We start from the raw sequence: 26,123 nt of genomic DNA on the forward strand, positions 1-26,123 counted from the left end.
CGCTGCGCGGCCGACCTGAGCTAGGTTGACGCTTGCCCGCACTCGTCCCAATCTAAAACTTGTGACGGATACCAAGCACGGCGCCGAACTGGTTCTCGAACTGGTTCTCCGAGCCATTGACCGTCCCAAAGGCGCTGCCCTGGATCGCCCCGGCGCCACCCGCGGTCAGTCTCAGGGTCGAACCATCCTTGTTCTTGGTGTAGCCCATGTTCAGGTAGGCATCGGTGCGCTTGGACAAGGTGTAGTCGGCCGATGCCACGAAACTCCAGGGATCAGCTTTGGTGCCGCGGAAATCCTGGTAGTAGGCAGCGCCGGTCAGCGCGAGCGCCGGCGTCAGCCGATAGCCCACACCCAGCCAGTACAGGCTTGAAACACTTTTAGCTCCGAGATTTCCGGCCAGCCCGGCGCCGTCAAGCGCCTTGGCCCAACGATAACCAGCGTACGTTTTGGCGGGGCCGAATGCATAGGCACCAGCCAGGCTGGTGCAGCGGGTCCTGGCATCAGCCAAGGGATCCAGCCGGCGCCGGTGTTTGAGCCGAAGCTGTACAGCGCACTGGCGGTCACGCCGCTGAAGGTGCCGACATACTTGGCGGAGTTGTCAACACGGCTGGTGAACCCTGCATCCTGCCCGATGAATGAGTAGTTCGTGGAGATGACCATCGGGTCGAATTGCAGGCCGAAGTCATAAAACGGGGTCTGATGGCGCCCCAGGGTCAGGGTGCCCCAGTTGTTTTGCAGCCCGGCGTAGGCCGGAGAGCGCGCCAAAGCGGGGGCTGACTAAGCGGCAATGCGGTGGCTTTCTGCTCTGGCGATGGAGGGATACCAGCATTCACCGTGCGATCGGAATTGGTCATTGAGCACGGCAGTCCCGGATCTGTAGCAGTGCGTGCACGTGTCGCGGCCGCCAGGCCATCTGTTGGCGTTTGACGAACCGCTTGCTAATCACCTGGTTGACGGCCGACTCGACGAAGCCCGATGCAATGGGCTCCCCGTGGCGATAGCGGTTACCGTAGTTCACGATGAAGCCCCTGTTGTTATCCAGATAAATGATCAACTCCTCGAGTTTGCCGAGGAGCTTGGCTTCCTCGGGACTGGCTTCGGCGTCGAGATCCCAGCCCAGGTTTTCCAGCCGGCGCAACGCTGGATAGGGGCAACTGTGCCACAAGTGCCACTTGGCACCTTGCAGCGCCTTGATCAATGTCGCATTGCTCGGGCCATCGCTGTGTGCTGGCCGGCCCTTGATCATCTGTTCGAGGTTCTGTACCCGCATGGCGATGTGAAACCAATCGAGGATGCACTCACCGCGATCACCAAAGCCGAACTGGGCAGACCGTACGGTATCCCCGCCGTCCGAGAGAAAGGTAACCGGTTGATCCGGTTGCACACCTTCTCGCAGGAGGAAATTCAACATGCGATCGGCCGGCCGATGCTCCAGTTTGTGCACGTAGGCAAAACTGTGGCCGGCACCCTGATCCCGCATAGACTTGCCGACAATCACTTCAAACCAACCGTCTTGGCGACGCTTGCGGCCCGCCAGCCGAAGGTAGCCGCCGTCGATGCCAATCGCGCGCACCGGACCGGGGTCCGGGATGTCGGGAGGACAAATGCTAGCCGCCATCGCCACCTGCTGCCGGGCATCGGTGGCCTGTTCCGCTTCCAGCCGGCGACCGAGTGCGGTGACCTGGCGCCGGATCGAACTGGCCGTCAGCACATGGTCGAGCGGCAACACTTCCTGCAGGACGTTGACGGTCAGGCCATAGGACATCAACGCTGCAAACTTGACCTCGAGATACTGCAGTTCTGGACTGACCCGCTCAGGCAAAAGGCCGGCGACCGGACTGAAGCTAGGTGCGTCGCCATTGCACTGCCGGCAGGGGTACAGCCTGGGACTGTCAATCGACAGTCGCCCGAACGCACTACGGAAGACCAGGTGATGGTGGCCCTTGCAAGCCAACTGCGCACCGCACGTGGGGCAAACGCTGGTCCGGGAAACCGCCTCGGCAACCTGTGCCGCGACCATCGTGCGCTGCAGCCGGCTCAACAATGACTTGGCTTCCGCCAAGTGCAGACCCAGCGAGCCGGCATCGAGGCCGGCGCGCTCGAACTGCGCAATCTCGGTGACGGTGGCAGGCGTATCACCCTCGGTATCCACTACGACTTGCAAGCTGATCCGCATGGCGGCCTCCCACGCATGTCTGGGCAGCCAGTCTATGCCAGGATTTGTTGCAAACGTTCATTGGCGGTCCGACGGTCGAAGCGCCGGTCCAGCCAAACCAGCCATTGGTCGACCTCATCCCGCAGGTCGTCCAGCATAACTGGACCCTCGCGCAGCGACTCGAGCCAGTCGAGGAACTCGTACTCACTGCGTTCGTCCCTGGCCTCCAGATACCTCTCGATCCCGCGGATGTCCTCTGGCGGGCAAGGCCCACAACCTGCCACGCAACGTGGCAGCGGCTCAGGACGCTGCCGCAGCAACCGCCGCTCCAACCGTATATCGTGCCGCCACCACGCGTTGAAGTCGTACACATAGACGAAGCCTTCGTGTTCGCGGAGACGAAACGCGGTCAGCGTCAGCTCGTTTGCCACCGTGGAAAATTGCAGCACGCCTTCATGGGCTTCGCCGTAACGCCTGCCACGAATGGTGCAGATGTTCGTCCGTCCAACCCATGACCACCTGGATGACACTGTGAAGTTGTCCGAGCGTCATGTGCTCGGGAACAAGAACGCGCCGCCAAACCGGCGGGCTCAGGCCCCGCAGGCTGATCCGCAGTTGAAGGACGGAGATCGCTGGCTGAAGGGCGGAGGGCATGAGCGCATTGTAGGTGGCGCATTGACCTCTCGCGGAGAGACCTGACCGTAGCCCCCGCTTTGGCGCGGTCTCCTGATCGACCCTCGCCCCAGTCGATGGAAAAGGCGCAGCAAAAATGTGCCGTTTAAACGATAATTTAGAAACGGGAGGTTTTTTAAACGCCTGCCTGGCCGATTAAACGACTGGAGCGCACTTTGACAGCAGAATGGATCGGGTACAAGTGGCTCTCGGAGCACTACGACGTTGCCCCAGTACAGGATTTTCAGATTGCCAGCGAGATCGGCGCCGCTAGGCGCTCCGTGGTAACCGATGGCCGAACGCTCGAAACCTACCCCGCTGCTTCTCGCCCGGCGCCAACGCTGCAGGCCCACCTGACTTACGCGCTCCGACAGGAAGGGGTCCATCTAGAGTTCCTGGCGCGACTCTTCGATGTACTTCCGCAGGCGGAGTTATCCGCCTGGCTGAATCGGGAGCGCACAGGCCAGTATGCCAGACGGGTTGGCTTTCTATATGAATGGCTAACCGGCCGCCAGATCGAAGGCATCGATGCCGTGACCGGGGGCAACTACGTCGACGCGATCGACCCTGAGGCCTATTTCGTCGCGACGGCGCCAACTCGAAATACACGTTGGCGCGTGAGAGACAACCTGCCCGGCAATCGGGATTTCTGCCCGCTGGTTCGAAAGACCCCGGACGTTCGCGCGGCACAGGACTACGACTGCGCGGCCCGGCTCGACGAGCTCAACGCGGAGTTCGGCGGCAACGTCTTGATGCGCAGTGCCGTCTGGCTAACTATCAAGGAATCCAAGTCGTCGTTTGCGATCGAACACGAGCAGGACCAGATGGACCGAATTCGCCGATTCGCGGCAGTGATGGAACGCCGGATCGGTGAGTATCCCGCGCTGCTGTCCCCTGACACGCTAGCCGAATTACAGCGAGAGATCGTGAGCGAACGCAGCACCATTTCCCGTTTCGGGTTGCGCGCCTCGCCCGTGTTCGTCGGCGAAACGCATCGGTTTGAGCATATCGTCCACTATGTCGCCCCGCATTGGGATCGGCTGCATGACATGCTACGCGGGCTCGAGGTCTTTCTCGAGCGTACAGCCGGGCAATCTTCGGTAATTCGCGCTGGAGCGGCCGCGTTCGCGTTCGTGTTCATCCACCCGCTGGCCGACGGCAATGGGCGCATCCACCGCTTCATCATTAACGACGTCCTTCGAAGAGATGGCGCCGTTCCGCGGCCATTTATCCTGCCGATCTCGGCTGTCATCACAGAGAAACCGCAGAACGTCGCGCGCTACGACCAAATCCTCGAACGCTTCTCGAAGCCGTTAATGCTCACATATGGCAAATTTTGCGAGTTCGCGCCAACTCGCATGCTTTATCCAGATGGCGTCCAATCGAACTTTGAGTTCGCCGGTTACGACGCTGCATTGCCGGCTTGGCGTTACCCTGACCTGACTGTGCAGGTAGAGTATATGGCCGACGTCATCGACCGAACCATCAGGCAAGAAATGAGGACGGAGGCCGGGATTCTGCAGGAATGGACCACCGCTCGACAGATGGTGAAGGACATCATCGACGGCCCTGACGCCGATATCGATCGGATCATCCGGTCGGTCAGGGACAACCAGGGAGTAGTCTCGAACAAGCTCCGAAAGGAATTCCCTGTTCTCCAAAACGTGGAGATCGTGGCAGATCTGGTCAGTGTACTGAAAAATGCCTTCATGAATTTCGATAGTGGATCACCCACAAGAGAACTGCCTTAAGAGCGAGTTTGCATAGCCTGAGTCTGTGCGGTTCGGTCGCGCTGGTCCCGCTCGACAAGCTATCCTGCCGACGTCCCTGGAAGGGCACGACGGGTTGTACCGGCTTCCCGAGGCCAGATGGCTGCTGTCCGCCCGCAACGACGATCACAAGGCGGAGCTGGCTCGGCTGCGGGCGAGGTATGGCCCGCCACCGGAGCAACTGGCGCGCCGCGCCGCGCGAGCGCGGCATCCCCTGCCTACTTGACTCGCTGCACTACCCGTCCCCACGCTACGCCCCTCTCGAACCGATAGGCGGCTGCTGCGCGCTGAGGCTGACGCCAGACCTTGTCGGCGCCGTAGACCTGCATGAAGAAGCAATCCGTGATTCAATCTATTGATCTATATCAGCACTGTCTGTGGATTGAAGAGTGTATTGTTTTGAATGAGGGACTTGAGTTCGATATGGCTTCGAACGCAACCTGAACTTAACCCGTTTCCATGGAACGCGCCATGGCCAACTCACTTGCCGTATGGCATGCCGATCACATCAATTTCGCTCGGCCGCTCGACCTTTTGGAAGAGCAGGTAGACATCTTTCACCGAGGAGAGCGGCCGAATTACATTTTGATGGGGACTATTGTCTATTACATGCGGAGTTTTGGCGATTGCGTTCACCATCCTCGCGAGGATGTCGCGTATGCACGGCTTATTGAGCGAGATCCCGGGATGCAGGTTGTGGTTAACCGGCTCCTGCAAGAGCATCGTGTGATTGCCAATGTGGGCGAAGCGCTTTTAAACCGCCTTAATGAAGCCGAGGGAGATGTTATAAGTCCGCGCGCGGCTCTGGAGGCAGCCGCAGCCATGTACCTTGTGTACTACCGAAATCATCTCTCGACTGAGGAGCGACACGTAATGCCGCGCGCTGCTCAGCTGTTGACACAAGAGGATTGGGCAGCCGTTGCCGCCTCCGTTCCGGCGAGCTCCGATCCGCTCTTCGGGGGAAATGTACAAGAGCGTTTCGCGAAGCTACACAAGCAAATCTGTGAGGAGAGACTTTCCAGCCAGGACTAGGACCAGGCACATTGGCATTGCTCCCCCCCCCCCTGACTGACCACCGCTATCTGGATGGCTTCGGCGTAAGTACCCCCCGCAAGGATCGGGGGCTTGGTATAGCGCGACAAGTACCGAGCTATGTACGCCGCCTTTTTGCCGGCTGCTGACGGTCGCGGCTGGATGCATCTGCGGCCACGCCGGTCAACGAAGAACCGAGCAAATACAAGCCACTGCCAACTGATCGGCGAAGGGGTTCCCGCCGCGGGCGATTTTGATTCGCTCTAGCGTGACCGCTCAAAAGTACTGGGCTTCGCCCTCTTCCATGTGGGTGCCATCCGCCCTCATTGCGAGCTGGGAGGCTTTGGCCGCGTGGGTGGCGGCCTGCTCGAGCAGGGGCGCGTGCGCCTTTGGGACAACGAGCATCGTCAATCCCAGTCCTTCCAGCGCGCGTAGTGCGTGCTCCAGATTCACCCCTTTGCCGTTCTCCAGCTTGGACAGCATGCCGACGGAAACGCCGCAATGCCTGGCCGCCTGGTCAATTGGCATCCCCTCGGCAACCCGCGTCGCCCGAATGCGATCACCCAGTTGGTCGATGGTGCGAATGGCAGCCCGCGATGGTGGCGCGGCATCGGCTAGCGGTCGTGGCATTGGGCAGGTCCGGAGATTTGGGAGACTGGGAGATCCAGCACTGGGGCTGCTCTCCCGGTTATTTCACTATCGTGAAAGTATATCAAACGCCGCGCCCTCGCCTGCACCGCCGCCAGCTCAGCGCGCAATTTCCGCGAGCGCCTGCTCGGCATTCTGGCTGGTCGATCTTCCGCAGTGTGCGGCGCTCGGTAGCGCTGGCCCGCTCCTGCGCGATGGATACCTGATCGCGGGTACGCGCCAACTCCGTCGAGAATTGGGTACGCAAATCCTGCAACTGCCGCTCGAGCGCCTAGAGCTGAGGGGCCCTCCGCGCGACGCGCGTGCGCGGCCAAGTTGGCCTGGCCCTCGGCATCCAGTTCACCGCCTCACAGAACGACGCGGCATCGGCCGCGTCGTTCTTATCAGTTCTGGCGCCTGGTGGGCGATATGATCCGCGTGGACCTGCCATCGCTGCGGAAAAGCTGCGCGCCTGGCAGGCATTGCAAGCGTGGCTGCCTGTAAAGCCGCGTCTGGCATAGCTCGTTCACGCTCCCACGTTACTTGGGCATCCCTTCATACATGCTGGTGACGTCATCCATCACCTGAAGAATGCGCTCGCTGGTCGTGGCGATGTTTCTCAACTGTTCCGCGCGACTGACCCCGGTCTGATTGAGTGCCTCTTCAAAGAACAGCCACTGAGAGCCGGCAAGCTGCAGTTCGCGACGGATTGCCTCTGTGTTTTGCGGCGCCGCGGAGAGGAGTTCCTGCGCGGCTGCGAATTCCCTGGTAGCCGTGTCCAGATCCTGCGCCATCTGGGGGGAGGTAATGCCCCAGGCGCGGAACATGCTGATCTTGGCGATTCTCTGCGAGAGCATCCGCTGGCGGCCGGCAACGTTGATCAGCTTACCCATCATGGTGCCGGAATGTTTCTCGAGCAGGAGGGTTCCCTGTTGCGCAAGCTTCAGCACGTCCTCGCTCATTTTTGCGATTGCTTTCGCGCTATCGAGATTCGGATCGCCGCCGGACAGCAACTGCTTATAGGGAATCCATGTCTGCTCGAGCCTGGCGTAGGTGTCCTTGATCTCCGGCGTGGGCGCGAACGCCTTCAGCTCCATGAGTTGCTTGTCAAAGAGCGCCACGGACTGCTCGAGGACCTTCTTCGAACGTTCGACTTCAACACCGAGGCCAGCTTGGCAGTAAGCCTTGGCCATGCGCTGAGACAGCATGCGCTGGCGGCCCGCCTTGTTGATCGCCGCGTTGATCGTTAGCGTTTCGGCCGAAGCGGTCCCGGCCAAGGCCAGCGCCAGGACGCTGCAGGCAATCAAGCAGAAGGAACAGAGGTAACGTCTCAAGGGCATCTCCGCGTTAAACTTTGGTTGGACCTTTGGACGCATCGTTCGAGCCGACGGCGTGGCGGATCAACTGATCCATCTCCTTGATGATGTCCGCCAGCACCAGCGTGATCACCGCGAACTCCCTGCCGTACTCTCCCGCCCGTGCCGCCGAGATGCGCGCATTCATTGCGACGATGTTCGCCTGCATCGAAATACCGCTGAGGCGCTCGACGAGGTCGGTGTGGCGTTTGCGCACAGCGACCTCGCAACGGTGCATCTCCTCCTGGTAGGCCTGCGTGACGGTCTGCAGCAGTTCAAGCATTGGCGTGGCTTGCGCCACCAGCACGTCGAGGGATGGCGCTCGCCGGCTGGTGTCGGCGAGTGGTGCGTCTATCGCTGTCCTGACCTGGGCGATGAATTCACGGACACGCGCGTCAGCGCGCGGACTACCAAAGTACAGTTGCTGCAAAGCGCCGGAGAATGCGCCGGGCAAACGCTCATTGCCCGTCACGAGATCCGAATGCGCCGACTCGAACATTGACAGGCACTTGCGTGCGATATCGAGCGCGGCAGTGCCCCCCCGCGAAGCGAGCAATATCTGGAGGACGATCCGTTGCGACAGCATGCGCTGCCTTCCGGAAAGGTTGATCAATCCGCCGATGGTTTCGGCGGACACTTCGGCCTCGGGTGACTGAGTAGAGAAAGCGTTCATGCCATGCCTTGCAGGTAGTGTCGACGCAGACGCGCACCGCGCTGACCGGCAAAGAAAAAGCGCCCCGAAGCGAGATGCCTGCAAACCGGTTGTTCGGTTCGTGATCATTTCGCTTCGGGGCGCCGTTGCCCGGGATGCTCCTTTTCGGAGCGTGTCATCGCGACTTGCCAGATTGTTTCAAGGCCGCCGTTGGCCTGTGTGTCGCCTGCGCAATATCTATGCCATAGCTCACGGCAGTTGCATCAGGCTGCGGGAGCAGGAAAATGGCACGGCGGGACCGACCCGCGCACCGATCCCGTGCCAGATGCCTCATCACGACGCGTGCGTTGGAGCATGGCCAACTGATCACGGGTAACTCTCGGCTTGACGAGAAGTGCTTTGCCTGCCGCATCGACCCCATGAACGGCAAACACGTCTTTGGCCAGATCGGTGGGTTTGGCGATTAGCCAACGAGACCGCGCCGAAACGGAGAGATGCGATGAACACTTTCTCCGGCGATGGAGGGATGCCATCGTCGGCAGGCCGATGCCCGTGCCGCACTGCTATGGGATTAGCGCCGGAGACTGCGTCACGGCACAAGAGGCAGTCGCGCGGGTTGAATCGTGGCGCCGCATTCCACCAACGCTGGTCCTTTCGGTAAATTTTTTCTGCCGAGATACGCGAACCTCCCAAAATGGGAGTAAATCCTCCCAAAACGGGAGAACTAAAGGATGCGGATCATTGCGCGGCGGACGCTGCGAGAGTTTTGGGAGAGCGACCCCGCGTATGCGGATGCGATATCTCCCCTCACGGAGTGGTATCGCCACATGGAAAAAGTGATATATGAGACACTACAGGATGTGAAGGCCGAACTACGGACAGCCAGCATCCTCAAGGGCGGTCGCGTGGTAATGGAGCGCATCGGCCAGCTATGGGGCGCGCCGGTCGGCTCGTCCGATGGCGATGAGCTGGAAGTCTTGTCGATCCTCGTGGAACGCTACGAGGAAGAGCATTACCCTATTCCGCCATCCGATCCGGTCGAGGCCATCAAGTTTCGGTTGGATCAGCAGGGCCTCACCACGCGCGATCTTGAGCCGTTCATCGGCTCCAGTGGCCGCGTGTCTGAGGTACTGAACCGCAAGCGCAAGCTCAGCCTGGGCATGGTCAAGCGCCTGCACGATGGACTGCGCATCCCCTACGAAAGCCAGCTGTCGTAGGCACGCGGGCACCAGGCAAACGGCAGAGGCGCCGAACGAGGGCAATTTGCAGTGAGCATTGCCGGCTACGGCGGCAAGTCCCACCTTGCTTTGCGTGCTCGATGAGCAGACGAACGTGCAGGTGGTCGGCAAGGAAGTGGCCTTTCGCGAGAGGCGGCCCGAGGGGTTCGCTCTGGTCGGATGTTCGCCGCGGATGGACGAGCCTGAGCGGCGGGTGACCGGGGCGAGACCGGCATAGGCGGCAAGATGCGCGGCCGAAGCGAAGGCTTTGTGCGCGACCTCAGTGAGGAGTCTGGCGGCGGTCCTGACGCCGACTCCCGGCATGCTGGTCAGGACCGGCCAGAGAGTGTGTATCTACTGTTCTAGTTCATGCTCACCAAGTCTTCGCCGAGTGTGTCTCCCAGCAACTGCCAGAACCGATTAATACTTTGGCTAATTTGGCACCGCCTATTCGCAGCCGAGACGCTACAGACTTTCCTGGTCGACAAATCGGCCCAGCCTGCGTAATGCTGGAAGCAGCACTTCATCCGCATAAGAGCAGCCGGTAAGGCCCGGATCGGTCTGGCCCAACTTCCTTGCTTCATCCGGCGCGTGGGACTCCTCCGCGAGCAGGCGTGCAAGCAGCGCCTCGTAGCCAGCTTTCCACGCTTGCGCGCCTGGGAATACCACGCGCAGCTCCTTGAGAATATCCATCCCGGCAAAATCCAGGTCGCCCCAGAAATGAACCGGGCGCGTGACGTCGGTGCCATGCAGCCAGGCAAGAAAGCTACGCCCCAATGCCGCATTCCGCTCAAACACGCCCGGGGCAAAATAAACTGAGCTGCCACCCGGCTGGCGCAGCCGCCTCGCGCTCGCCTTGTATCCTGATGCATATATCAGGACAAAACCTTCGGCGGCGCTCAGCCTCCCTGCTGCCATCGATTCGAACGTTGCGGCATTTTCCACAAACAGGATCGGGGCAGCAGGATCGGCTGTTCGGGCGGCCACCAGCAGTTGCACCGGTTTGTCCGGAAAGGGGCAGACTTCCGTGTCAAGCAAAAGGGCAATGGTCTCCTGCTGGCCGTTGAGAATTTTTGACAAGCCCCAGAACTGCCGGCTTGCCACCTCATGGAGCATGAGGTTCTCGCCGGCAAGCGCCGGGATGCCCGCGAGGCGCTCCAGCACCTGCTCCGGTGAACGTGGCAGGATGAGGATCGGACGGGACAGCAGCCGCTCACACAGCGCCGCGTTGCCGAAGCGCGCCGGCACAGCCTGCCGCCACTGCTCCATCCAGGCGACCACGGCACTGGGCTGGCGCCCCGTTTCGTCACGAAGAAACGCTTCCGCTTGCGCGGCAATGACGAGCTTCGGTGAACGCTCCCAGATATCAAGATCTCGCTGGCCGCGACGCTGGTTTAGCACCAGCGCCAACCCGGGCTGCGCCTGCAGCGCTTCCAGGGCGCGCCACACGAACATGCGTTCGCCGTGGAGAGCGATCGCGAAAAATTCCGGCCACGTCCCGGCACTCAACGGGAAGCTGATATCGCGGCGCCTCTCGGCAAACGGCTTCGCCTCGATGCGGTCCACCAGCGTATTCAGCAACGCGGTGAGGGCGGCCGGCCGGCGTCCCGGAATGCCGTCGGCGCTCATGTCCCCATGTCCGAGACCAACTGCTTGCGTGCCTCCTGCAAGTCGAACTGACTTACCGCTTCACGCCGCACCGTCGCCCGGCGCTCAGTCCAGAGGGCATGCAACCGGTCAGCCTTCAACAGGGAGCTGTCCACCTCGGTAATTCTATCGAGTTCCCCTGCCAGACCTTCCACCTTCATCAGGGAAAAGCGATGCTCGAAACTGAACAACTCGAGCAGGGGGCCGGACGCGCGGGACGGCATGGCAACCACCAGTTGCAGGCGAAGGTTCTCATTGAGATAGCGCATCACGGCGGCAGTGCGGCCCTCGTCCATCTTGTCGAAGGCCTCGTCGATCATCATGAGCTTAAGGCTCGGCGTCTTCTCGAACTGGCGAAATGCCTGGGCCAGCACGGCGGCCCGTACGAGATAGGCCGGCGTCATCAGCTCGCCTCCCGAGAACGTCGCCATTCTCGCCAAGGACGCCTCGCGTCCATCTTCCGAATACTTGCGGATGTCATACTGGCGATAGTTGCGGTAGTCCGCTATGTCCTTCAGTCGCCGCAACGCGTGGTCGCGGTTGGTGTCGAGCAATAGCAGCTTGATGTCGTCCAGCGCCACGACGCTGTCGGCGGACAGCACGCCTTCGGCCGCCGAGAACAGATCCACCGGCGTTTGCGTCTCGGCCAGCCGGTTCAGTTCCTGGAACAGGTCGAAGTACTTCTTGTACTCCTTGACCATCTGCCCGTATTCGATCTCGAAGCGGTCTTCGCCGAATGCCAGGCGCTTGAGCTTCTCATTGAGCCGCTTGAGCGGATCGATGCCCTGCTCCACCGCGGTGCGTACGGCCAGCGCGAAATGCGTACTGAATGTATTGTTGAAGCTCTTCTCGGCGCCCCGCAGCTCGCTAGTGTTGTTGAGAATGCGCACTTGGTCGAGCCGTTCGAGCATGGCCGAGATCTGCCGCCTGGCGGCGGGTACGCCGCCATAGGCTTGCCACTCGTACTCCCCCTGCGTCGACTGGCAAGGCTGAAAGTCGACCCGCTCATCGAACGAGGAAGACAAGAGATTGTGTGCCTCCAGTTTCCGCTCGAATGCCTCGCGCTCCTGGCGGTATAGGCCGGCCTGCTGGCGCCGCCGTCCATCGAAGGACGCGGAGGTCTGCTCCTTGGCCGCTTCCCGGGCGCGCTGGTCCAGCCGGACCGGATCGAAGTGCGGATTGAGCCGGATCAGTTCAGCCACGCGGGCGTTGACCTGTCTCACGCTGTCCTGGCATCCAACAAGCTTAGCCTCGGCATCAGCGATGTTCGCTTCGAAGCCACGCGCCCGGCCCGCCGCTTCGCCCGCTGAGCGTGACGCGGTATTGGATAGCCGGTGGTGGCCGTCCAATAGCTGCTCCGCACGCGCCACGCGGCGCTCAAGCACGATGAGATCGGAGTCATCCAGACTGGCGAGCTGCGCCGCGAGACTGTTCAGACCGCGCTGTGTCTCACCCAGCTTGTCCAGCATCGGCGCGACAGGCACGAGCTTCAGGCCGAGCAGACGCGCACCCCATGCGGCCAACTCCGCAGCGCTTGCGCGATGTGCGTCCCTTTCCCGCGTCTTTTCGTCGACCTGCCGGGCAAGCCTCACCACGCGCTTGCGCCGCGCCTCGGCACCAAAGGCAAGTTCGCCGTCCTCCACCCATGACGAAAACATCTTGAACCCGCCGCTGGCCATGCCGTCCACGGTCAGTGCCTGTGGCGCGCCGCGCAGCGCCTGCACATCCGCTACCTTGACGTAACGGCCGTAGCTTGCAACCAGATAGGCGCGCGCGGTCTCATCGGCGATCACCAGTTCCTGCAGCACCGCATCGGGCGACAGCGCCTGGTTTTCCGCCCGCCGCTTGGCCAGTTCACCCTGCACCACGGAAGCCTCTCGTCCTTGCTTAGTCGCCTGCAGCTCGTGCCTCAGCGCCCGGATGGCGCTTGCCTCGTACTGCGCGTCCACCAGGATCACGAAGCGGTTGCCGCCCAAGAGCCCTTCGATGGCGTTCTGCCAGCGTGAGCCCACCCGCGGCTGGACAAGGTTGCAAAGCACCCTGGGACGGGCGCCCGGCATCTGGGCTTCGAGATATCGAACCGCAGCCTCCACATGCGGCGGCAAGTCAAAGTGGCCATCTTCCAGCCCTTGCCGGCGCCGCTTCAGATCATCGATTTCCCCTTGCAGGGCGGCAGCGCGGTCCGACTCCCGCGCCTGCTCCTGGACCACCGCCCCATACAGGCCGTCGGCGCCGTGCAGCCGCTGCGCAATGGGAGCCAGGGCGGCATCCAGCCTGGCGAACCGGTCGCGCCGCAGGCTCGCCGGGTCGATCTGCGCGCCTGTCAGCATCGCCGCCAGCTCACGCGCGGCGGCCTGGCCGTCGGCGGCATCGATCGCCGCGGCATCAACAACCAGCCGCTCCACATGGGGAGCGTAGGCGGAGGCCGGCCCTGCAGGCTGTTTAGCCAGGGCAGCCAGTTCGTCCAGCATGCCGCGCAAGCCCGTCAGGGCGGTCAGGACGTCCAGCGCGATACGGGATCGACCTTCGGTGCCCGCGGCTATCTCGCGGCTGAGCCGCTCACGATCCTGCGCCACCGGATTGCCATTGAGCCGCCCCTTGGCAGTGCCGTGCAATTCCGTGGCGCGCTTTAGCGCCTGTGCATGCCGGTCGGCAAGCGCCTGCTGCTTTTCGACATCAGCCAAGGCGAGGCGCCGGGAGGCCTCCAGTCTTTGGATCTCCTCCTCGACATCCTGCTGCCGGCGCAGCGCTTCGCCCAATTCGGCCTCCATGGCCTCTTCGAACGCGGCAAGGAACGCGTCCGCGTGTGCCTTCAGCACTCCCAGCCGCTCCCGGCATGCCAGTAGGTCGGTGGCGATCTTGCGCAGACGTTGCACGTTCTGCATGAGCGACGCGATATGCCCGATCTGATCGGAGAAATCAGGCTCGGCCAGCACCTGCTCCCGGATCAGCTCGTCCACCGAGCCGACGGTCTTGCGGGCAATGGACTGGACGAAAGCCCGCGCCGCCGCTTCGGCCTCGCGCGGCCCGACCAGCGTCTTGCCGCCACCGCGAAACTCAGCATAGAGCTTGCACAGATAGTCTTCGATGCTGTTCTCGAACGGCAGGACGCGCGGATAGCGCTGGCGCAGCCGATGGTAGATATCCTCGACCTTCACCGCCGTAATCGAATTACCCTTGCGCGACTCGATGAAATCCGCCTCCATCGCGCGGCTGCCCGGCAGCACAAAGTAGAGCTTGCGCGCCACGTCGACGCTGCGGCCTTGCTCGCGCGTACCGGACACGGCGGCTTCCACGGCCACCACGGCGGTGAATGGCTCGGCGGACTCCCCGGCATCGGGCGCGAAGACGGCGACGACATAGGTGTGCGACCCATACGGCCGGACGCAGAGGTTGTCGCGCATGCCTACCGCGTAGGACGCCAGCGTCCGCCTCACCTTGCCGCCTGCGCGCGAGGCGCTGCTCTCGTCCTGCGCCGAGTTGAACACGTTGATGTGCTGCTTGCCGCCCGTCATGACCAGCTGGATCGCGTCCTGGAAAGAGGACTTCCCAACTCCCGTCGAACCCGACAGCAAGGTGGTATCGCCAAAGGGGTATTCCCGGGACACCACGAAACCCCAGTTGACCAGAATGAGCTTCTCAAGCTTCATCGTCAGGCTCCGGCGACGTGACGGCCGACACGGGCGTCCGAGTTTCGGCCAGCAGGGCATCGATGGCGGAATCCGCCACGAACTGCAGGATCGTTCCACGAATGGCGACCAGAGCGTCAGCATCTTCCACCTCGGAATCCGCCCGGTAATCGATCAGGCGGGCACGCTTCAGGTCAGCAAAGAGCTTCTCCCGCGCGGTCTTGGCCGGCAGTGAGCGGCGCGCCTGCGCAGTCAGCGTGGCATTCAGGTATTCCACGGTGACGAGCGCCTCGTTGCGCTCGTTGATCGAGCCTTGCCGCAGGCTTTCGTTGTACAGCAAGCGCAGCACCAGGCAGCATGCCACAAAATCGGCGGAGAGCTTCGCCCGCACGGCGTCCACCACGATAGCATCGTCCTCGGCGGGCAGTCCCGGCACGCGCGCCCCCGGCGGGTAAAGCCGAAAATAACTCTGATGCCGCTCGTGCAGCAGCCGGAACCCGCCCACGTCGAAGTACGCATTGAGCAGCCCCTCGATACGCACGGCGTCGTCGTAGAGCTGACGCTCGATGGCGCTGTCCTCCCGGTGCAGGATGGACAGCCCGAACAGGCGGGCGAGAATCTGCCGGAACGTCTCCGGCCTGACGCCCCCCGCCTTGAGTTCCGCTTCCACCAGTTGCCCAATCGTAATTTCATCCATGGCCAATGTGGCGCCTCCTGATTGCATAGTCGGTGCCCGACATGATGGCATTGTCCAGCGGCTCGGCGTCTAGCCGCTCCACCTCCAGTCCGTCATCGTCCCGTGCTGCCTCGACGGCCCGCAACAACGATAACGCCTGGATGGCATCGTCGACCGGCAACTCGGACAGGCGCAGCGCGCCTGTGCCACTCATGAAACCGAGCAGGTAATCCACGACATCGTGATGCGACAAGGAGAAGGCCCGCTCCTCCGCTTGCCGCACGAATTGACGCAAACGCTCTTCCCGCGTGATCTCCGGAACAATGCTCACGACCTGTGCCCGGTTACGCTCGCCGGCCTTTCTCGGCTGCACCGCGGCGGGATCATACAGCGCCACGCTTACCGGTGCGAGCGCCGCTCCCTGCCGTTCCAGCCACGCGCTCTGCTCCCGCTCCGGCATCTGCCCCAGGCGGCGGATCAGGGTGGACAACGCCGCCCCGCTGCCCGATGCCCCCATGAACAGACTCTGCGACAACAAGACCACATGGCGGCGGACATAGCTTTCCATGGCCCGGAACAATTCCGGCTGCTTCGTCCGGCAGGCTGCGGTCACCATCTCGTCGATCCGATCAAGCATCCATCTCAAGATAGCCCCGTCCGGCGCGGCCTGCGCGGCCCATGGCGCGTGGTTGGCCAGGTCATCGTCAATGGCCTGCATCTCGGCCGCGCTCAACTCGTTAAGACGTTCGATCAGCGCCCCGATGTCCAGCCGGTGGCGCTCGGCATTGTCATAGACCAGCCGGGGCGAGAACTCATCACGAAAACGTCGCTCTACGAACTCAATGAACCCATCCCAATTGCCCTGCACATGCGCATCGAGCAATATCTTGCGCGCCAGGTCGTAGAAGAGCTCAATGTCCTCGGACAGGTCGGCAATGACCCGATCGGCATACTCGTAGGCGTCGAGCAGGTCCTCCACGTCGCGGCGCTCGATGAAGGCACCCAGAGCATTCTTGCAGGAGCGCATGTTGCGCTGGCGGGTCCGTTCGCGTGGACGGTCGGCCAGCGTGAGCGCCTGAGCGAAGATCTTGCCGGCGCGGGTGAAGCGATAGGCGGTAACCAGTCGAACCCGATCCTCGGCGGTTTCGAGCCAGCCGTCCGCGACGAGGAGGCGCACGATGGCGCTTGCCAGCTTCTGATCGTCGGCAAGGTCACCGGCGGCGAATCCGTCTTCGCCATCTTCTCCCGCCGGGTCAGCCGGCAGCGTGGCGGACTGCATGGTCTGAACAAAGAGGTCACGCAAGTCCTCGCGTCCCAGAATGGATCGGTAGTCGGCATGGGAACCATAAAGCCGCGCATAGAATGCGCGGATGCAGGCAGCGATCAGCTGGCGCCTCTTCAGCGTCAGCGGACGAAAGAACTGCGGGTAACCCGAATCCACCATGGCGGCTGATGTCCCATCTCCTGAGTACGCTGGCGTTGCACCTACGTACCATCGACGCAGCGACCAAAGGCGTACGATACCACCCCTTTATAAAACCCACGCAAGTCCAAGGCGCCCATCAACCCGGAAGGGAGGCCGTGGCGCCTAACCCATCTGGAAATGCTCCACCGTCTGCCCGGCATTGACCGCCCGCGGCAGTCAGTCCGGTATGGCCCCGCCGCTATCCCAGCCCTGCCCCCTACACGCGGGTTGGGTGAACAAGTGGGGCGGACGTCCCGCGTGACTGGGCTCCGCCCTGGTGATGCCTGGGAGCCGGCGCTTGCCAGGGCTACTCGCCAGCAATCCACCTTCCGCTCAAGCAGGGATCAACGCGGGCAGTAGAGGCGCGCTCAATGCCGCGGCGCGTGACCACCGGCTGATCCCGCTCCGGTGTGAACAACGTCCTCCCTGCCTCACTGGTGGACACGGCCCTTACGCTGCTCCGGGCTTGAACTTGGTTTTCGTCGCCGGCGCCCGGGCGATACCAAGCGGCGCGTCGCGGTGGCCTCCGCTTGCACGCGCTCGGCTTGCAGCCGCGCGCGTGCCTCGGCGCCAGCCACCGCGGTGCTCTGCACCCGCGCCTGCGCTGCCGCCAACTCAACGCGCAGGTCGGCAGCCCGACTGCTCGCCCTTGTGGCGCAGCGTGCGCTCTTGGTCGATCTCGTGCGGCGCTCGGTGGCGCTGGCCCGCGCCTGCGCCACGGCCACCTGCTCGCGGCTGGGCCCCAGCTCCGTCGAGAATTGGGTACGCAGCTCCCCGAGTTGCCGCTGGCTCGATCCAGAGTTGTCTGGTGGGCGCGCTCAAGGGAAAAAGGTACTGACATGTGTCGCTGTGGAGATCATTGAGCCTGAGGGATTCCGCCGCTGCAGTATGATGCCCGTGGCGAATGCCTCGGCGGAATCTCTGCTGGCCTTCGTGTCGGCGACCGGATTGCCGCCGCCATCAAAATGCAAGCACTTGAGCGAGCCCCGGCGCGTCCTCTCAGGTCGACGGCAAGCCCACATGCAGCGCGGTTTTTGCTATGCTCCAGCGTGCGCTCATGCCTCTGGCACGTCAGCGCCCAAACCACTAGAAATTGAGGCTTCAATCCCTATGCCAACCAAAGCTAAAGCTGTCGCGAAGATCCCTGCCAAGCCTGCCGCCAAGAAGGCACTGGCAACCAAAGCCCCGGTGAAGGCTGCGGCCAAGAAGGCGGCGCCAGCGAAAAAGGCCGCCGCAGCTGCACCGGTCGCCAAGCCGCTGAGCGACAAGTTCAACAAGTCCAGCCTGCTCGCTCACCTTGTTGCGCAAACCGAACTGGATGCCAAGACCGTCAAGACCGTGTTGGCCCATCTGGAAAACACGGTGTTGAGCGCTGTGCACAAGAAAGGCGCGGGCGAATTCACCCTGCCCGGCCTGTTCAAGGTGGTCGCCACCCAAGTGCCGGCGACCAAGAAGCGCTTCGGCAAGAACCCGTTCACCGGAGAGGATCAGTGGTTTGCTGCAAAGCCGGCGGCCGTCAAGGTGAAGGTCCGTCCGATGAAGAAGCTCAAGGACGCCGCTGCCTAAGCCATTGTCGACGTGCAAGGTGAAGGGAGCCCTAGCGCGGCTCCCTTTGTTTTAAGCAGCTGCTCGGCGTCCTCTAAATATGTCCCATACCGGCCATTCGGGACACTCCGCCATTTACTCGTTTGTAACAAGCGCGCCAGTTGATTTCCACCGCGCGGGCGGGCGCCGCCATCGGCATCCAATCTCGCGTGACTGAGGTTTTGGCACCCTTTCATGGAAAGTTGGCAAGATTCGGAAATGCGCGCGGGGCCGCCTCGAAGGTTGAAGGTGGTCCGCCGGCGGCAGAGCCGGGAGCGAACTTCCGTCAGTTTATGCGTAGCAATCAGTTTGTCCAGCAGATGAATAGACAGTTCACGACGCATGTGCAACGTAGCGGACAGGCATACCCCGGACGGTTGGTCGACCCGATAAACCGGTCGGACCAGACGCAATCGGAGATTCGCCCAGTCCGAACTAGGCGGGAGGGCCCGCTGGTTGATTCCGCAGCCGCCTCCCTTGAAAACATGCGGCTTCAGCGCTCGCTGCAACAGTGCGATTGGGACTGGTGCCTTTGACTGCTCCCGACATTCTCGCGCCACACCTGACGCCCGGCGGACACCTGCTTGCGGTGCCGGAGGACGCCGCGCCAATATTGGCAGATGAAACGCGACTGCGGCTTGGGAGTTCGTTTGCGTTTGGCGCGGGGCATGGCCTGCTGCATTTGGGAACGGCGGAAATCGGCCGCATTTTGCCCCCCGCATGGGCCTGGTGGCGTGATTTTGCCGCGCGCTATGTCACCGCCTTGTGCGCTACGCCCGAAGGCGGCGAGATCGTGGTCGCAACGCCTGCTGCCAATGATTTTGATGCTATGATTGCCGATGCGCCGCCGATGACGGGCGGCGAGTATCTAACGCCAGATGTGCTGGCCACGTTGTGGGGCGAGATCGATACTGCCTTGCACCAGGAACTGGCGACCGCAAACGTCTCGCTTCAGAACTTCCTCAAGTTGCGCCACCCGGCCTGGAATCTCGTCGGCCGTGTGCATTTCAACCTCGCTGAGAACCGCAAGGACCCGGAGTCACCGTTCGCCTTTCTTGCGACTTACACCTCGCGCCTGTCGGCCCATGGCAAGGCGCAACACCAGCCACTGTCGCAAGCCCTGGCAGAATTTTCGGGAGCCAGGAGCAAGGCGCAGCTCCTGTCGTTACTGCTGCCGGTGCAGCGCGCTGCGGAACACTGCGATTGGCTTCGCGACATGGTGGATACCGGCGAGATATACCATCCGCTGCGCTGGACGCCGCGCGACGCCCATCGCCTGCTCTCGGACCTATCCAAACTCGAATCCGCCGGGATTGTCGTACGCACGCCAGGCGTCTGGCAGGCGGGCCGCCCCGCTCGTCCCGTTGTGAAAGCCAGCGTCGGAGCACGACCGCCTTCGCTCTTGGGCAAGGACGCGTTGCTCGATTTCAGCATGGAGGTCTCCCTCGACGGCGAGCGTCTCAGCGCCTCCGAGGTCAGGGATCTGCTCAAAGGCGCCGACGGCTTGCAACTCATCCGTGGTCGCTGGATTGAGGTGGACAAGAAGAAGCTTAGTCGCCTCATGAAGCGATTCGAGGCCATGGAAAAGGCGGCGCAAACCGGTCTTCCCTTTAATGAGGCCCTGCGCCTTCTGGCGGGTGTTTCGCTCGACGAGAGCGCCGACCCCGCTAACCGCGACTGGTCACAGCTTGTTGCAGGGCCCTGGCTGGCCGACATCCTGCAGGAGTTGCGTCAGCCGGAGGGGTTGGCGCAGATCAGCCCGGGACCGGAACTCAAGGCCAACCTGCGGCCCTACCAACAGGTCGGCGTGCGGTGGTTGTACCTGCTCACCCGGCTCGGACTGGGCGCTTGCCTGGCGGATGATATGGGTCTGGGCAAGACCATGCAGGTACTCTCGCTGCTGCTTGTGCTGAAGCGCGAAGGCGCCGAGGTCCGGCCCAGTCTGCTGGTCGCCCCCGCATCGCTGCTGGCCAACTGGGCGGCAGAGGCCGAGCGCTTTGCCCCCGGCTTGCGCCTACTGATCGCCCATCCGTCGGTCATGCCGGCGGCCGATTTGCGCGCGCTGGACCCCGCGCGGCTTGCGGACATCGATCTCGTCATCACCAGCTATGGCTCGCTTCTTCGCCAGCCGGTACTGGGGGCCATCCAATGGCGCGTTGCCATTGTCGACGAAGCGCAGGCGATCAAGAATCCGGGCGCCAAGCAAACGCGGCAGGTCAAGCAACTCCAGGCACAATCGCGCATCGCGCTGACCGGAACCCCCGTGGAAAACCGCCTGTCCGATCTGTGGTCCATTTTCGATTTCACCCATCCCGGCTTACTGGGCTCAGACAAAGTCTTTGCCAACTTTACCAGGCGGCTGGCGAAGGCCGAGCACTTCGGTCCGCTGCGAACGCTCGTACGCCCCTACATCCTGCGCCGCCTGAAGACCGACAAGCGGGTAATCGACGATCTTCCGGACAAGACCGAACTCAAGGCCTGGTGCCACCTGAGCCCGAGCCAGGCGGCACTTTATCAGCGTGCGGTGAAGGATCTGGCCGCCGCGCTTGAAGACGCCGAAGGCATCGGTCGCAAGGGTGTCGTGCTGAGCTTCCTGATGCGCTTCAAACAGATATGCAACCATCCATCGCAGTGGTTGGGCGACGCGGCCTGGAAGGCGGAAGACAGCGGCAAGTTCGCCCGCCTGCGCCAACTGGCCGAAGTCATTGCCGCCAAGCAGGAAAAGGTACTGGTATTCACCCAATTCCGCGAGACCACTGAACCGCTGGCGGCATTCCTGGGTTCGATCTTCGGCCGCGAAGGTCTGGTACTCCATGGCGGCACCCCGGTAGCCAAGCGCCGCGAACTGGTCAAGCGATTCCAGGAAGATGAGCTGACACCTTTCTTCGTGCTCTCGCTCAAGGCAGGTGGGGCGGGTCTGAATCTCACCGCCGCTTCACATGTGATCCACTTCGACCGCTGGTGGAACCCGGCCGTGGAAAACCAGGCGACCGATCGTGCATTCCGTATCGGCCAGCAGAGGAACGTCCTGGTGCATAAGTTCATCTGCCGTGGCACGATCGAAGACCGTATCGACCAATTGATCGAAGCAAAGCAGCAATTGGTGAAAGATGTACTGGAGGGCGGCGCGGAACTTCTGCTCACCGAGGTGAGCGATCGTGAATTGCTCGATCTCGTGAAGCTCGACGTTTATGCCGCGCAGGAAAACTGATCGTCAAGAGGAATCGCAATGGGCTACGGTTATGGGGGGTGGAAGCCCTATGTCTCGGTCGCCGAGCGCAGGAAAAAGGCTGAACGGGCCGCCGCGAAGGCGACGAAGGCTGGTGTGGTCCTGTCGCCAATCGTGTCGTATCGCGGCGCCATCACCAAGACCTTCTGGGGCAAGGCCTGGTGCGACAATCTGGAAGGCTACAGTGACTATGCCAACCGGCTGCCGCGCGGCCGTACCTATGTGCGCAACGGTTCCGTGATCGACCTTCAGATCACGGCAGGCGAAGTCCGCGCGCAGGTAATGGGTTCGAGCCTCTACACGGTCGCTGTGACCGTGACTGCGTGTCCTGAAAAGCAATGGCGGGCGATTGGCGCCGATTGCGCGGGGTCGATCGATTCGATCGTGGAGCTATTGCAGGGCAAGCTCTCGACATCCGTGATGGAGCGCATCTGCAAACCTGGCACCGGTCTTTTCCCGGTGCCGAAAGAAATCAAGTTTAATTGCAGTTGCCCGGACTGGGCGTCAATGTGCAAGCACGTTGCTGCCGTACTCTACGGCATCGGCGCGCGGCTCGACCAACAGCCGGAATTGCTCTTCGCCTTGCGCCGCGTCGATGTCAATGATCTTGTCAGGCAGGCTGGCGCTGGCCTGCCCAAAGCCACAAAGCGACCCGCTACCAGCAAGGTGCTCGACGACGCGCTGGTGGCCGATGTGTTTGGCATCGAGATGGCCGGCGCTTACCCACCACCGAAGCCTGCTGCTGGACGTAACAAGCCGCCGGCAGGTAAGGTGACAGCGAAGAAGGCGACCAGGTCGGCTGTCTCGACAGCCCGCAAGCCACCTGCGAACGCGAAGACTGCGGAGGACAATAAATCGGTAACAAAGACGTTACCAGTCAAGCTATCTGCTGGGCCACGTAAATCAACATCTGGCAACGTTGTTGCCGGTAAAGCAAAGGTGGCGAACTCGCCTGCAACCCCGAAAGAGGCAGCAACAAGGAAGCGCGCCAGTACTCGATTGGTGAAAGGTACGTCCCGCTAAATGATGATCTGGCGAGCGACTCGAAGGGGTGAGTGACTACTGTTCGGCCGAGCCGGCTGGTCGCAAGTTGCGGCCGGATATCGTGGCCCATCAGCCCGATGGTCAGGAAATCCACGTGATCTGTGACAACGTGAGCAGCCACAAGACGTCGCACGTTCAGGAATTCCTGCGGGCCCATCGGTACGTGCACCGCACTTCACGCCCACATATTCGTCGTGGCTGAACCAGGTGGAGAATTGGTTCTCCCGTATCCAGCATGACGTAATTAGTCGCGGCATCTTTACTTCCGTGAAGGACCTCGACCGAAAGCTGATGCGCTATATCCGTCAGCACAACGAGAATCCGGCCCCATCAAGTGGAAGTACAACGACCCATCTCGGCGAATTCGCCCGGTGCCATTTAATTGACGCAGTGTACTAGTGGAAGATACGAACGCTTGGCAAGCTTCAGACCTACCTTAATTGTGGAACAATCGAGAGATCTGACCTTCTCAACTAGGCACGATAGGGGTATGCATGAAGCTCACGATCACACTGCAGTTCACTCCGGCAGCACAAGCCGCAGCAAGGGACATCGACTTGGATCTGACGCCTCATACCGGCGCGATAACGCCAGTGATCGGGGACCTAATCCAGTTCCCAGGACAACCAATCATCTTTGTGGTCATCGGTCGCATTTGGCAGCCACGCGATCCGGACAATGTCGAGCTCCGCGTCATGCTCGATCTGTCGCCTGCGCCGCTAACTGTTGTCTGAGGCGCACCGACTCGCGAGAGGCGTTTGCGACAAACTCAGTGTGACGCCTGGTTGAGAACTCCAGCGCGCCGGATCAGCCACAGCACGATTCGGGCATACAGGCTCTCATGGCTGGCTCCAAGAATTAGGTTCACTGGGCTCTCACCAGCACCCCCGAGTTCGACAGTTTGAGCCCGATTTTCGCCATTTCTGACCGTCACGATGTGCGCACGCTGCACCAGCCTCACACTGGTCAGCTTCTCGTCAATTCGGCGCGCTCTTTGTCGGTCAGCACAATCTCAGGGGCAACTCGCATTCACTCTCTCCACTCTGCCACATAGTGGAACCTTGGAGGCATGCGAACATTATACGTTCATTCAAGAGTGCAACACTACACTAGCGTTGCAGCACTGTCGACGTGATTAATGTGCGCTTTCGAAAGAAGCTTCTCCCGAATGGTCAAAAACAGCGAGACCGCGTCCGCGGTGCTCCTATCCTGCTCAGACGAGAGACCGGGCCGTGGTTCGATCCTTGCGAGCGCATTCTTAGCGTCTGCCATGAGCCAGATTCCTTTCTATATCGGAGTCAACAGTCTACTGCAAAGGCAAAGGGCCGGACGACTTAGGCCGAGCGAGCCTACGCTCACTTTCTCATCAACCAATCCGGCATGTCAGGCCGGTACACCTTCCCGTCCTAGCTCATCCCCACTTGTCGGAATAGCCAAGGTGCTTGATAGGCTCCGCATAGGGATCGACGGTAAGGCGCTGTGTCGAGCAAACGGGTGTCGTGGATGACAACCGCCGACGACCGATATGCTGGGCAGCGTGGACACGGCCACGATGGGGCCGATGTATTGCCGGTCTTGCTCACCGGACCTCCGGACACCGTGTAGCCGCCTGCTTCGACCGCAGCATGCACATTCTGCTCGGACTACTTGGTCTCGCGCTTCTCGTCGGCGACGACTAAACCTGCTTCGGGGTCTAGACCAGCCGGATTGGCCTCCATGGCTACACCATGCGACCACCCGGGCACATTGATGTAATAGCGCACCGCTTTGCCCACACCGTGGCTCCGCAATTGCCCGCACGTGACCATCGCCGAAAGGTCGCGTGTAGCTGTGGCCTTTGAGACGCCGGTCATCTTCATGTACTTCTCAGCGTTCAGGCCGCCCAGAAACCCACCGTCCCCGTCATCGAGGAGTCGCTGTAGCACTTTGCGCTGCCGCTCATGAAGCCCGCCGCCCTCGTGCTTCTCCCAGAAGCGCCTCCTCTCGATCGCCTGGTCGATGACCTGGCTCGCGGCATGACAAGCGGCCGTGCATTGGCGTGCAAACCACTGAACCCACGCCGTAACGTCGGTTTCACCGCGCTGGGCGTGGTTTAGGGCGTCGTAGTATGCCGAGCGTGAGGTCAGGAACTGCCGCGAAAGACTGTAGAGGCGTACCGGCTGCCTCAGATGCTGTGCCATGACCATGTCAACGATAGCCCGACCGATGCGGCCGTTGCCGTCCTCAAACGGGTGGATGCTCTCGAACCACAGGTGCGCGAGGGCGGCGCGGGCGAACCCGTCAATGGGCTTACTGTCTGCCGGCAGCGTCGCGACCTGTGTTGGCGAGGTATCGGCAAACCATGTGAGAAAGCGTTTCATCTGCGCGGGCACGTCCTCTGAGGGTGGGGCCTCATAATGCACAACCTCGCGGCCCGGTTGACCGCTCACGATCTGCATTGGATCGTCATGGTCACGATATCGTCCGACGGCAATTCGGTGAATGCCTGACGTGCCACCGGGGAACAGCGCAGATTGCCAGCGGCACAAGCGGTCTTCGTCAAGGGGCGTATCAACCGCTGTCGTGGCATCACTGATGACCTCCACCAAGCCGTCGACACTGCGGTTGAAGGGGCCAGACTGCGCCAATCCAAGCCGCCTCATGACGGACGACCGGACTGCATCTAGCGACAGCCGTTCCCCCTCAATGGCTGCAGTGGCCAGCACCTCGTCGGAGAGTGCATCCAGCGCTACCTGACTGGTACTTCCAAGGCCGATGGCCATGGCTTTGCCTTCCACGACACCGTGCATCCGGTAGGCCTCCGCCAAGTCAGGCGCGGTCGTCTGAGCGTCATAGGCGAGATCGGGCCAATCTGCGCGACGCCATATCCAGGGGGACTCTGTACTCATGAGCCGCATTTTGCCATATGCGATTCAATTTGTGAGCCGCATTTCAAGATTTGCGGCTCACGTTCGACGCCGTGTGGGATGGGCATCTATCGGCACCTGACTTCCCTCCTCGGCTTTGTCAGCTGTCGAGATTTACTCAAATTTGAACTCACATGCGACGGGCCCAGCGAAGCCGGAACCAACAGCTTCCTTATAAATTTATAAATCAGCAGGTTACGGTGCAGTCAAAGTTGCTCAAGAGTCACATTGTTCGCTTGCAAAAACCGGCAAGCGCTGTCGAAGATCCACTTCTGCCTTGAATCAGGGCGCTCCCCCGGTATCGAGAGGTATGGCACCCCGGTCATTGCTTGCGCCGTATAGTATGGCGATCTGAATTTGGCTGCTACAGCCTGACTGAACTCGGGCGCGAGGAAATATCAGATCATCCGCGAACGCTCCGACGAACTGTACCGCCGCATGCCGACCTGCATGCAGGCGAAAAG

The 26,123-nt window shown here is 61.7% G+C and carries 17 protein-coding genes and 4 pseudogenes; 8 read left to right on the top strand and 13 right to left on the bottom strand.

Translation table 11 applies throughout. The annotated features are described in order from the left end of the window. Positions 1–52: 52 nt before the first annotated feature. The 4 genes and pseudogenes from ACZY0R_RS42855 to ACZY0R_RS42870 form a co-directional block, all read right to left on the bottom strand. Positions 53–750 (bottom strand): annotated as a pseudogene (locus ACZY0R_RS42855) (porin); the annotation flags it as partial. A gap of 27 nt (positions 751–777) precedes the next feature. Then, positions 778–2,176 (bottom strand): annotated as a pseudogene (locus tag ACZY0R_RS42860) (ISKra4 family transposase). Between the two features lie 32 nt (positions 2,177–2,208). Then, complete coding sequence (locus tag ACZY0R_RS42865) at positions 2,209–2,604, bottom strand: IS1096 element passenger TnpR family protein (protein ID WP_488867858.1); 396 nt, start codon at positions 2,602–2,604, stop codon at positions 2,209–2,211. Positions 2,605–2,608: 4 nt separating this feature from the next. Then, positions 2,609–2,809 (bottom strand): plasmid pRiA4b ORF-3 family protein, encoded by a 201-nt coding sequence (locus ACZY0R_RS42870; RefSeq protein WP_488867860.1) that lies wholly within the window; start codon positions 2,807–2,809, stop codon positions 2,609–2,611. A gap of 194 nt (positions 2,810–3,003) precedes the next feature. On the opposite strand from ACZY0R_RS42870, the gene ACZY0R_RS42875 reads away from it, so the two are divergent. Together ACZY0R_RS42875 and ACZY0R_RS42880 are read left to right on the top strand one after the other, a co-directional pair. Continuing rightward, entirely contained in the window at positions 3,004–4,578 is a 1,575-nt protein-coding gene (locus ACZY0R_RS42875) for a Fic family protein (RefSeq protein WP_488867862.1), read from the top strand. A 489-nt stretch (positions 4,579–5,067) separates the two neighbouring features. Further along, a complete protein-coding gene (locus tag ACZY0R_RS42880) occupies positions 5,068–5,628 on the top strand; it encodes a hemerythrin domain-containing protein (protein ID WP_488867864.1) in 561 nt (186 codons plus the stop codon). Between the two features lie 276 nt (positions 5,629–5,904). Here ACZY0R_RS42880 and ACZY0R_RS42885 read toward each other — a convergent pair whose 3' ends face one another. The 3 genes from ACZY0R_RS42885 to ACZY0R_RS42895 all read right to left on the bottom strand — a co-directional run bounded on the left by ACZY0R_RS42885 (position 5,905) and on the right by ACZY0R_RS42895 (position 8,283). Then, positions 5,905–6,258: a helix-turn-helix domain-containing protein gene (locus ACZY0R_RS42885; RefSeq protein ID WP_276290344.1), complete on the bottom strand. Its 354-nt coding sequence runs from the start codon at positions 6,256–6,258 to the stop codon at positions 5,905–5,907. 536 nt (positions 6,259–6,794) lie between these two features. Then, the gene (locus tag ACZY0R_RS42890; protein ID WP_488867866.1) at positions 6,795–7,589 is read right to left on the bottom strand and encodes a type IV pili methyl-accepting chemotaxis transducer N-terminal domain-containing protein; all 795 of its coding nucleotides are present in this window, start codon (positions 7,587–7,589) and stop codon (positions 6,795–6,797) included. 13 nt (positions 7,590–7,602) lie between these two features. After that, positions 7,603–8,283: a methyl-accepting chemotaxis protein gene (locus ACZY0R_RS42895; protein WP_488867868.1), complete on the bottom strand. Its 681-nt coding sequence runs from the start codon at positions 8,281–8,283 to the stop codon at positions 7,603–7,605. 806 nt (positions 8,284–9,089) lie between these two features. Between ACZY0R_RS42895 and ACZY0R_RS42900 the strand changes: the two genes are divergently transcribed. After that, positions 9,090–9,479, top strand: coding sequence for a helix-turn-helix domain-containing protein (locus ACZY0R_RS42900; RefSeq protein ID WP_488867870.1), 390 nt, complete (start codon positions 9,090–9,092; stop codon positions 9,477–9,479). Positions 9,480–9,650: 171 nt separating this feature from the next. Here ACZY0R_RS42900 and ACZY0R_RS42905 read toward each other — a convergent pair. From ACZY0R_RS42905 to ACZY0R_RS42925, 5 genes and pseudogenes are all read right to left on the bottom strand, one after another. Then, positions 9,651–9,830: pseudogene (locus ACZY0R_RS42905) on the bottom strand (transposase); the annotation flags it as partial. 114 nt (positions 9,831–9,944) lie between these two features. Continuing rightward, positions 9,945–11,108, bottom strand: a complete 1,164-nt coding sequence (locus tag ACZY0R_RS42910; RefSeq protein WP_488867872.1) for a Wadjet anti-phage system protein JetD domain-containing protein — start codon at positions 11,106–11,108, stop codon at positions 9,945–9,947. Next, entirely contained in the window at positions 11,105–14,776 is a 3,672-nt protein-coding gene (locus ACZY0R_RS42915) for an SbcC/MukB-like Walker B domain-containing protein (protein WP_488867874.1), read from the bottom strand. Before ACZY0R_RS42915 ends, ACZY0R_RS42910 begins: the two co-directional genes overlap by 4 nt. Beyond that, positions 14,766–15,452 carry a DUF4194 domain-containing protein gene (locus ACZY0R_RS42920; protein ID WP_488867876.1) on the bottom strand — a complete coding sequence of 229 codons (687 nt, stop codon included), beginning with the start codon at positions 15,450–15,452 and terminating at the stop codon, positions 14,766–14,768. The genes ACZY0R_RS42915 and ACZY0R_RS42920 overlap by 11 nt, the downstream gene beginning before the upstream one ends. Further along, positions 15,445–16,875, bottom strand: coding sequence for a Wadjet anti-phage system protein JetA family protein (locus tag ACZY0R_RS42925; protein ID WP_488867878.1), 1,431 nt, complete (start codon positions 16,873–16,875; stop codon positions 15,445–15,447). The genes ACZY0R_RS42920 and ACZY0R_RS42925 overlap by 8 nt, the downstream gene beginning before the upstream one ends. Positions 16,876–18,006: 1,131 nt before the next feature. Here ACZY0R_RS42925 and ACZY0R_RS42930 point away from each other — a divergent pair. The 5 genes and pseudogenes from ACZY0R_RS42930 (at position 18,007) to ACZY0R_RS42950 (ending at position 23,487) form a co-directional block, all read left to right on the top strand. Continuing rightward, positions 18,007–18,462 carry an HU family DNA-binding protein gene (locus ACZY0R_RS42930; protein ID WP_488868039.1) on the top strand — a complete coding sequence of 152 codons (456 nt, stop codon included), beginning with the start codon at positions 18,007–18,009 and terminating at the stop codon, positions 18,460–18,462. A 544-nt stretch (positions 18,463–19,006) separates the two neighbouring features. Continuing rightward, the gene (locus ACZY0R_RS42935) at positions 19,007–21,691 is read left to right on the top strand and encodes a DEAD/DEAH box helicase (protein ID WP_488868041.1); all 2,685 of its coding nucleotides are present in this window, start codon (positions 19,007–19,009) and stop codon (positions 21,689–21,691) included. An 18-nt stretch (positions 21,692–21,709) separates the two neighbouring features. Continuing rightward, on the top strand, positions 21,710–22,732 hold the full coding sequence (locus ACZY0R_RS42940; protein WP_488867880.1) for an SWIM zinc finger family protein: 1,023 nt from the start codon (positions 21,710–21,712) through the stop codon (positions 22,730–22,732). A 76-nt stretch (positions 22,733–22,808) separates the two neighbouring features. Then, positions 22,809–23,139 (top strand): annotated as a pseudogene (locus tag ACZY0R_RS42945) (transposase); the annotation flags it as partial. A gap of 108 nt (positions 23,140–23,247) precedes the next feature. Then, entirely contained in the window at positions 23,248–23,487 is a 240-nt protein-coding gene (locus ACZY0R_RS42950) for a hypothetical protein (RefSeq protein WP_488867882.1), read from the top strand. A 909-nt stretch (positions 23,488–24,396) separates the two neighbouring features. On the opposite strand, the gene ACZY0R_RS42955 is transcribed toward ACZY0R_RS42950, so the two are convergent. Next, entirely contained in the window at positions 24,397–25,641 is a 1,245-nt protein-coding gene (locus tag ACZY0R_RS42955) for a Fic family protein (protein WP_488867884.1), read from the bottom strand. Positions 25,642–26,123 lie beyond the last annotated feature (482 nt).

Source organism: Cupriavidus sp. F041, from assembly GCF_057814235.1.

What these genes read in the sequence shown, in the direction of transcription:
- ACZY0R_RS42870 (WP_488867860.1), bottom strand. Translation starts at nt 2,809, where the DNA reads ATGCCCTCCGCCCTTCAGCCAGCGATCTCCGTCCTTCAACTGCGGATC.
- ACZY0R_RS42880 (WP_488867864.1), top strand. Translation starts at nt 5,068, where the DNA reads ATGGCCAACTCACTTGCCGTATGGCATGCCGATCACATCAATTTCGCT.
- ACZY0R_RS42885 (WP_276290344.1), bottom strand. Translation starts at nt 6,258, where the DNA reads ATGCCACGACCGCTAGCCGATGCCGCGCCACCATCGCGGGCTGCCATT.
- ACZY0R_RS42895 (WP_488867868.1), bottom strand. Translation starts at nt 8,283, where the DNA reads ATGAACGCTTTCTCTACTCAGTCACCCGAGGCCGAAGTGTCCGCCGAA.
- ACZY0R_RS42900 (WP_488867870.1), top strand. Translation starts at nt 9,090, where the DNA reads ATGGAAAAAGTGATATATGAGACACTACAGGATGTGAAGGCCGAACTA.
- ACZY0R_RS42910 (WP_488867872.1), bottom strand. Translation starts at nt 11,108, where the DNA reads ATGAGCGCCGACGGCATTCCGGGACGCCGGCCGGCCGCCCTCACCGCG.
- ACZY0R_RS42915 (WP_488867874.1), bottom strand. Translation starts at nt 14,776, where the DNA reads ATGAAGCTTGAGAAGCTCATTCTGGTCAACTGGGGTTTCGTGGTGTCC.
- ACZY0R_RS42920 (WP_488867876.1), bottom strand. Translation starts at nt 15,452, where the DNA reads ATGGATGAAATTACGATTGGGCAACTGGTGGAAGCGGAACTCAAGGCG.
- ACZY0R_RS42925 (WP_488867878.1), bottom strand. Translation starts at nt 16,875, where the DNA reads ATGGTGGATTCGGGTTACCCGCAGTTCTTTCGTCCGCTGACGCTGAAG.
- ACZY0R_RS42930 (WP_488868039.1), top strand. Translation starts at nt 18,007, where the DNA reads ATGCCAACCAAAGCTAAAGCTGTCGCGAAGATCCCTGCCAAGCCTGCC.
- ACZY0R_RS42940 (WP_488867880.1), top strand. Translation starts at nt 21,710, where the DNA reads ATGGGCTACGGTTATGGGGGGTGGAAGCCCTATGTCTCGGTCGCCGAG.
- ACZY0R_RS42950 (WP_488867882.1), top strand. Translation starts at nt 23,248, where the DNA reads ATGAAGCTCACGATCACACTGCAGTTCACTCCGGCAGCACAAGCCGCA.
- ACZY0R_RS42955 (WP_488867884.1), bottom strand. Translation starts at nt 25,641, where the DNA reads ATGAGTACAGAGTCCCCCTGGATATGGCGTCGCGCAGATTGGCCCGAT.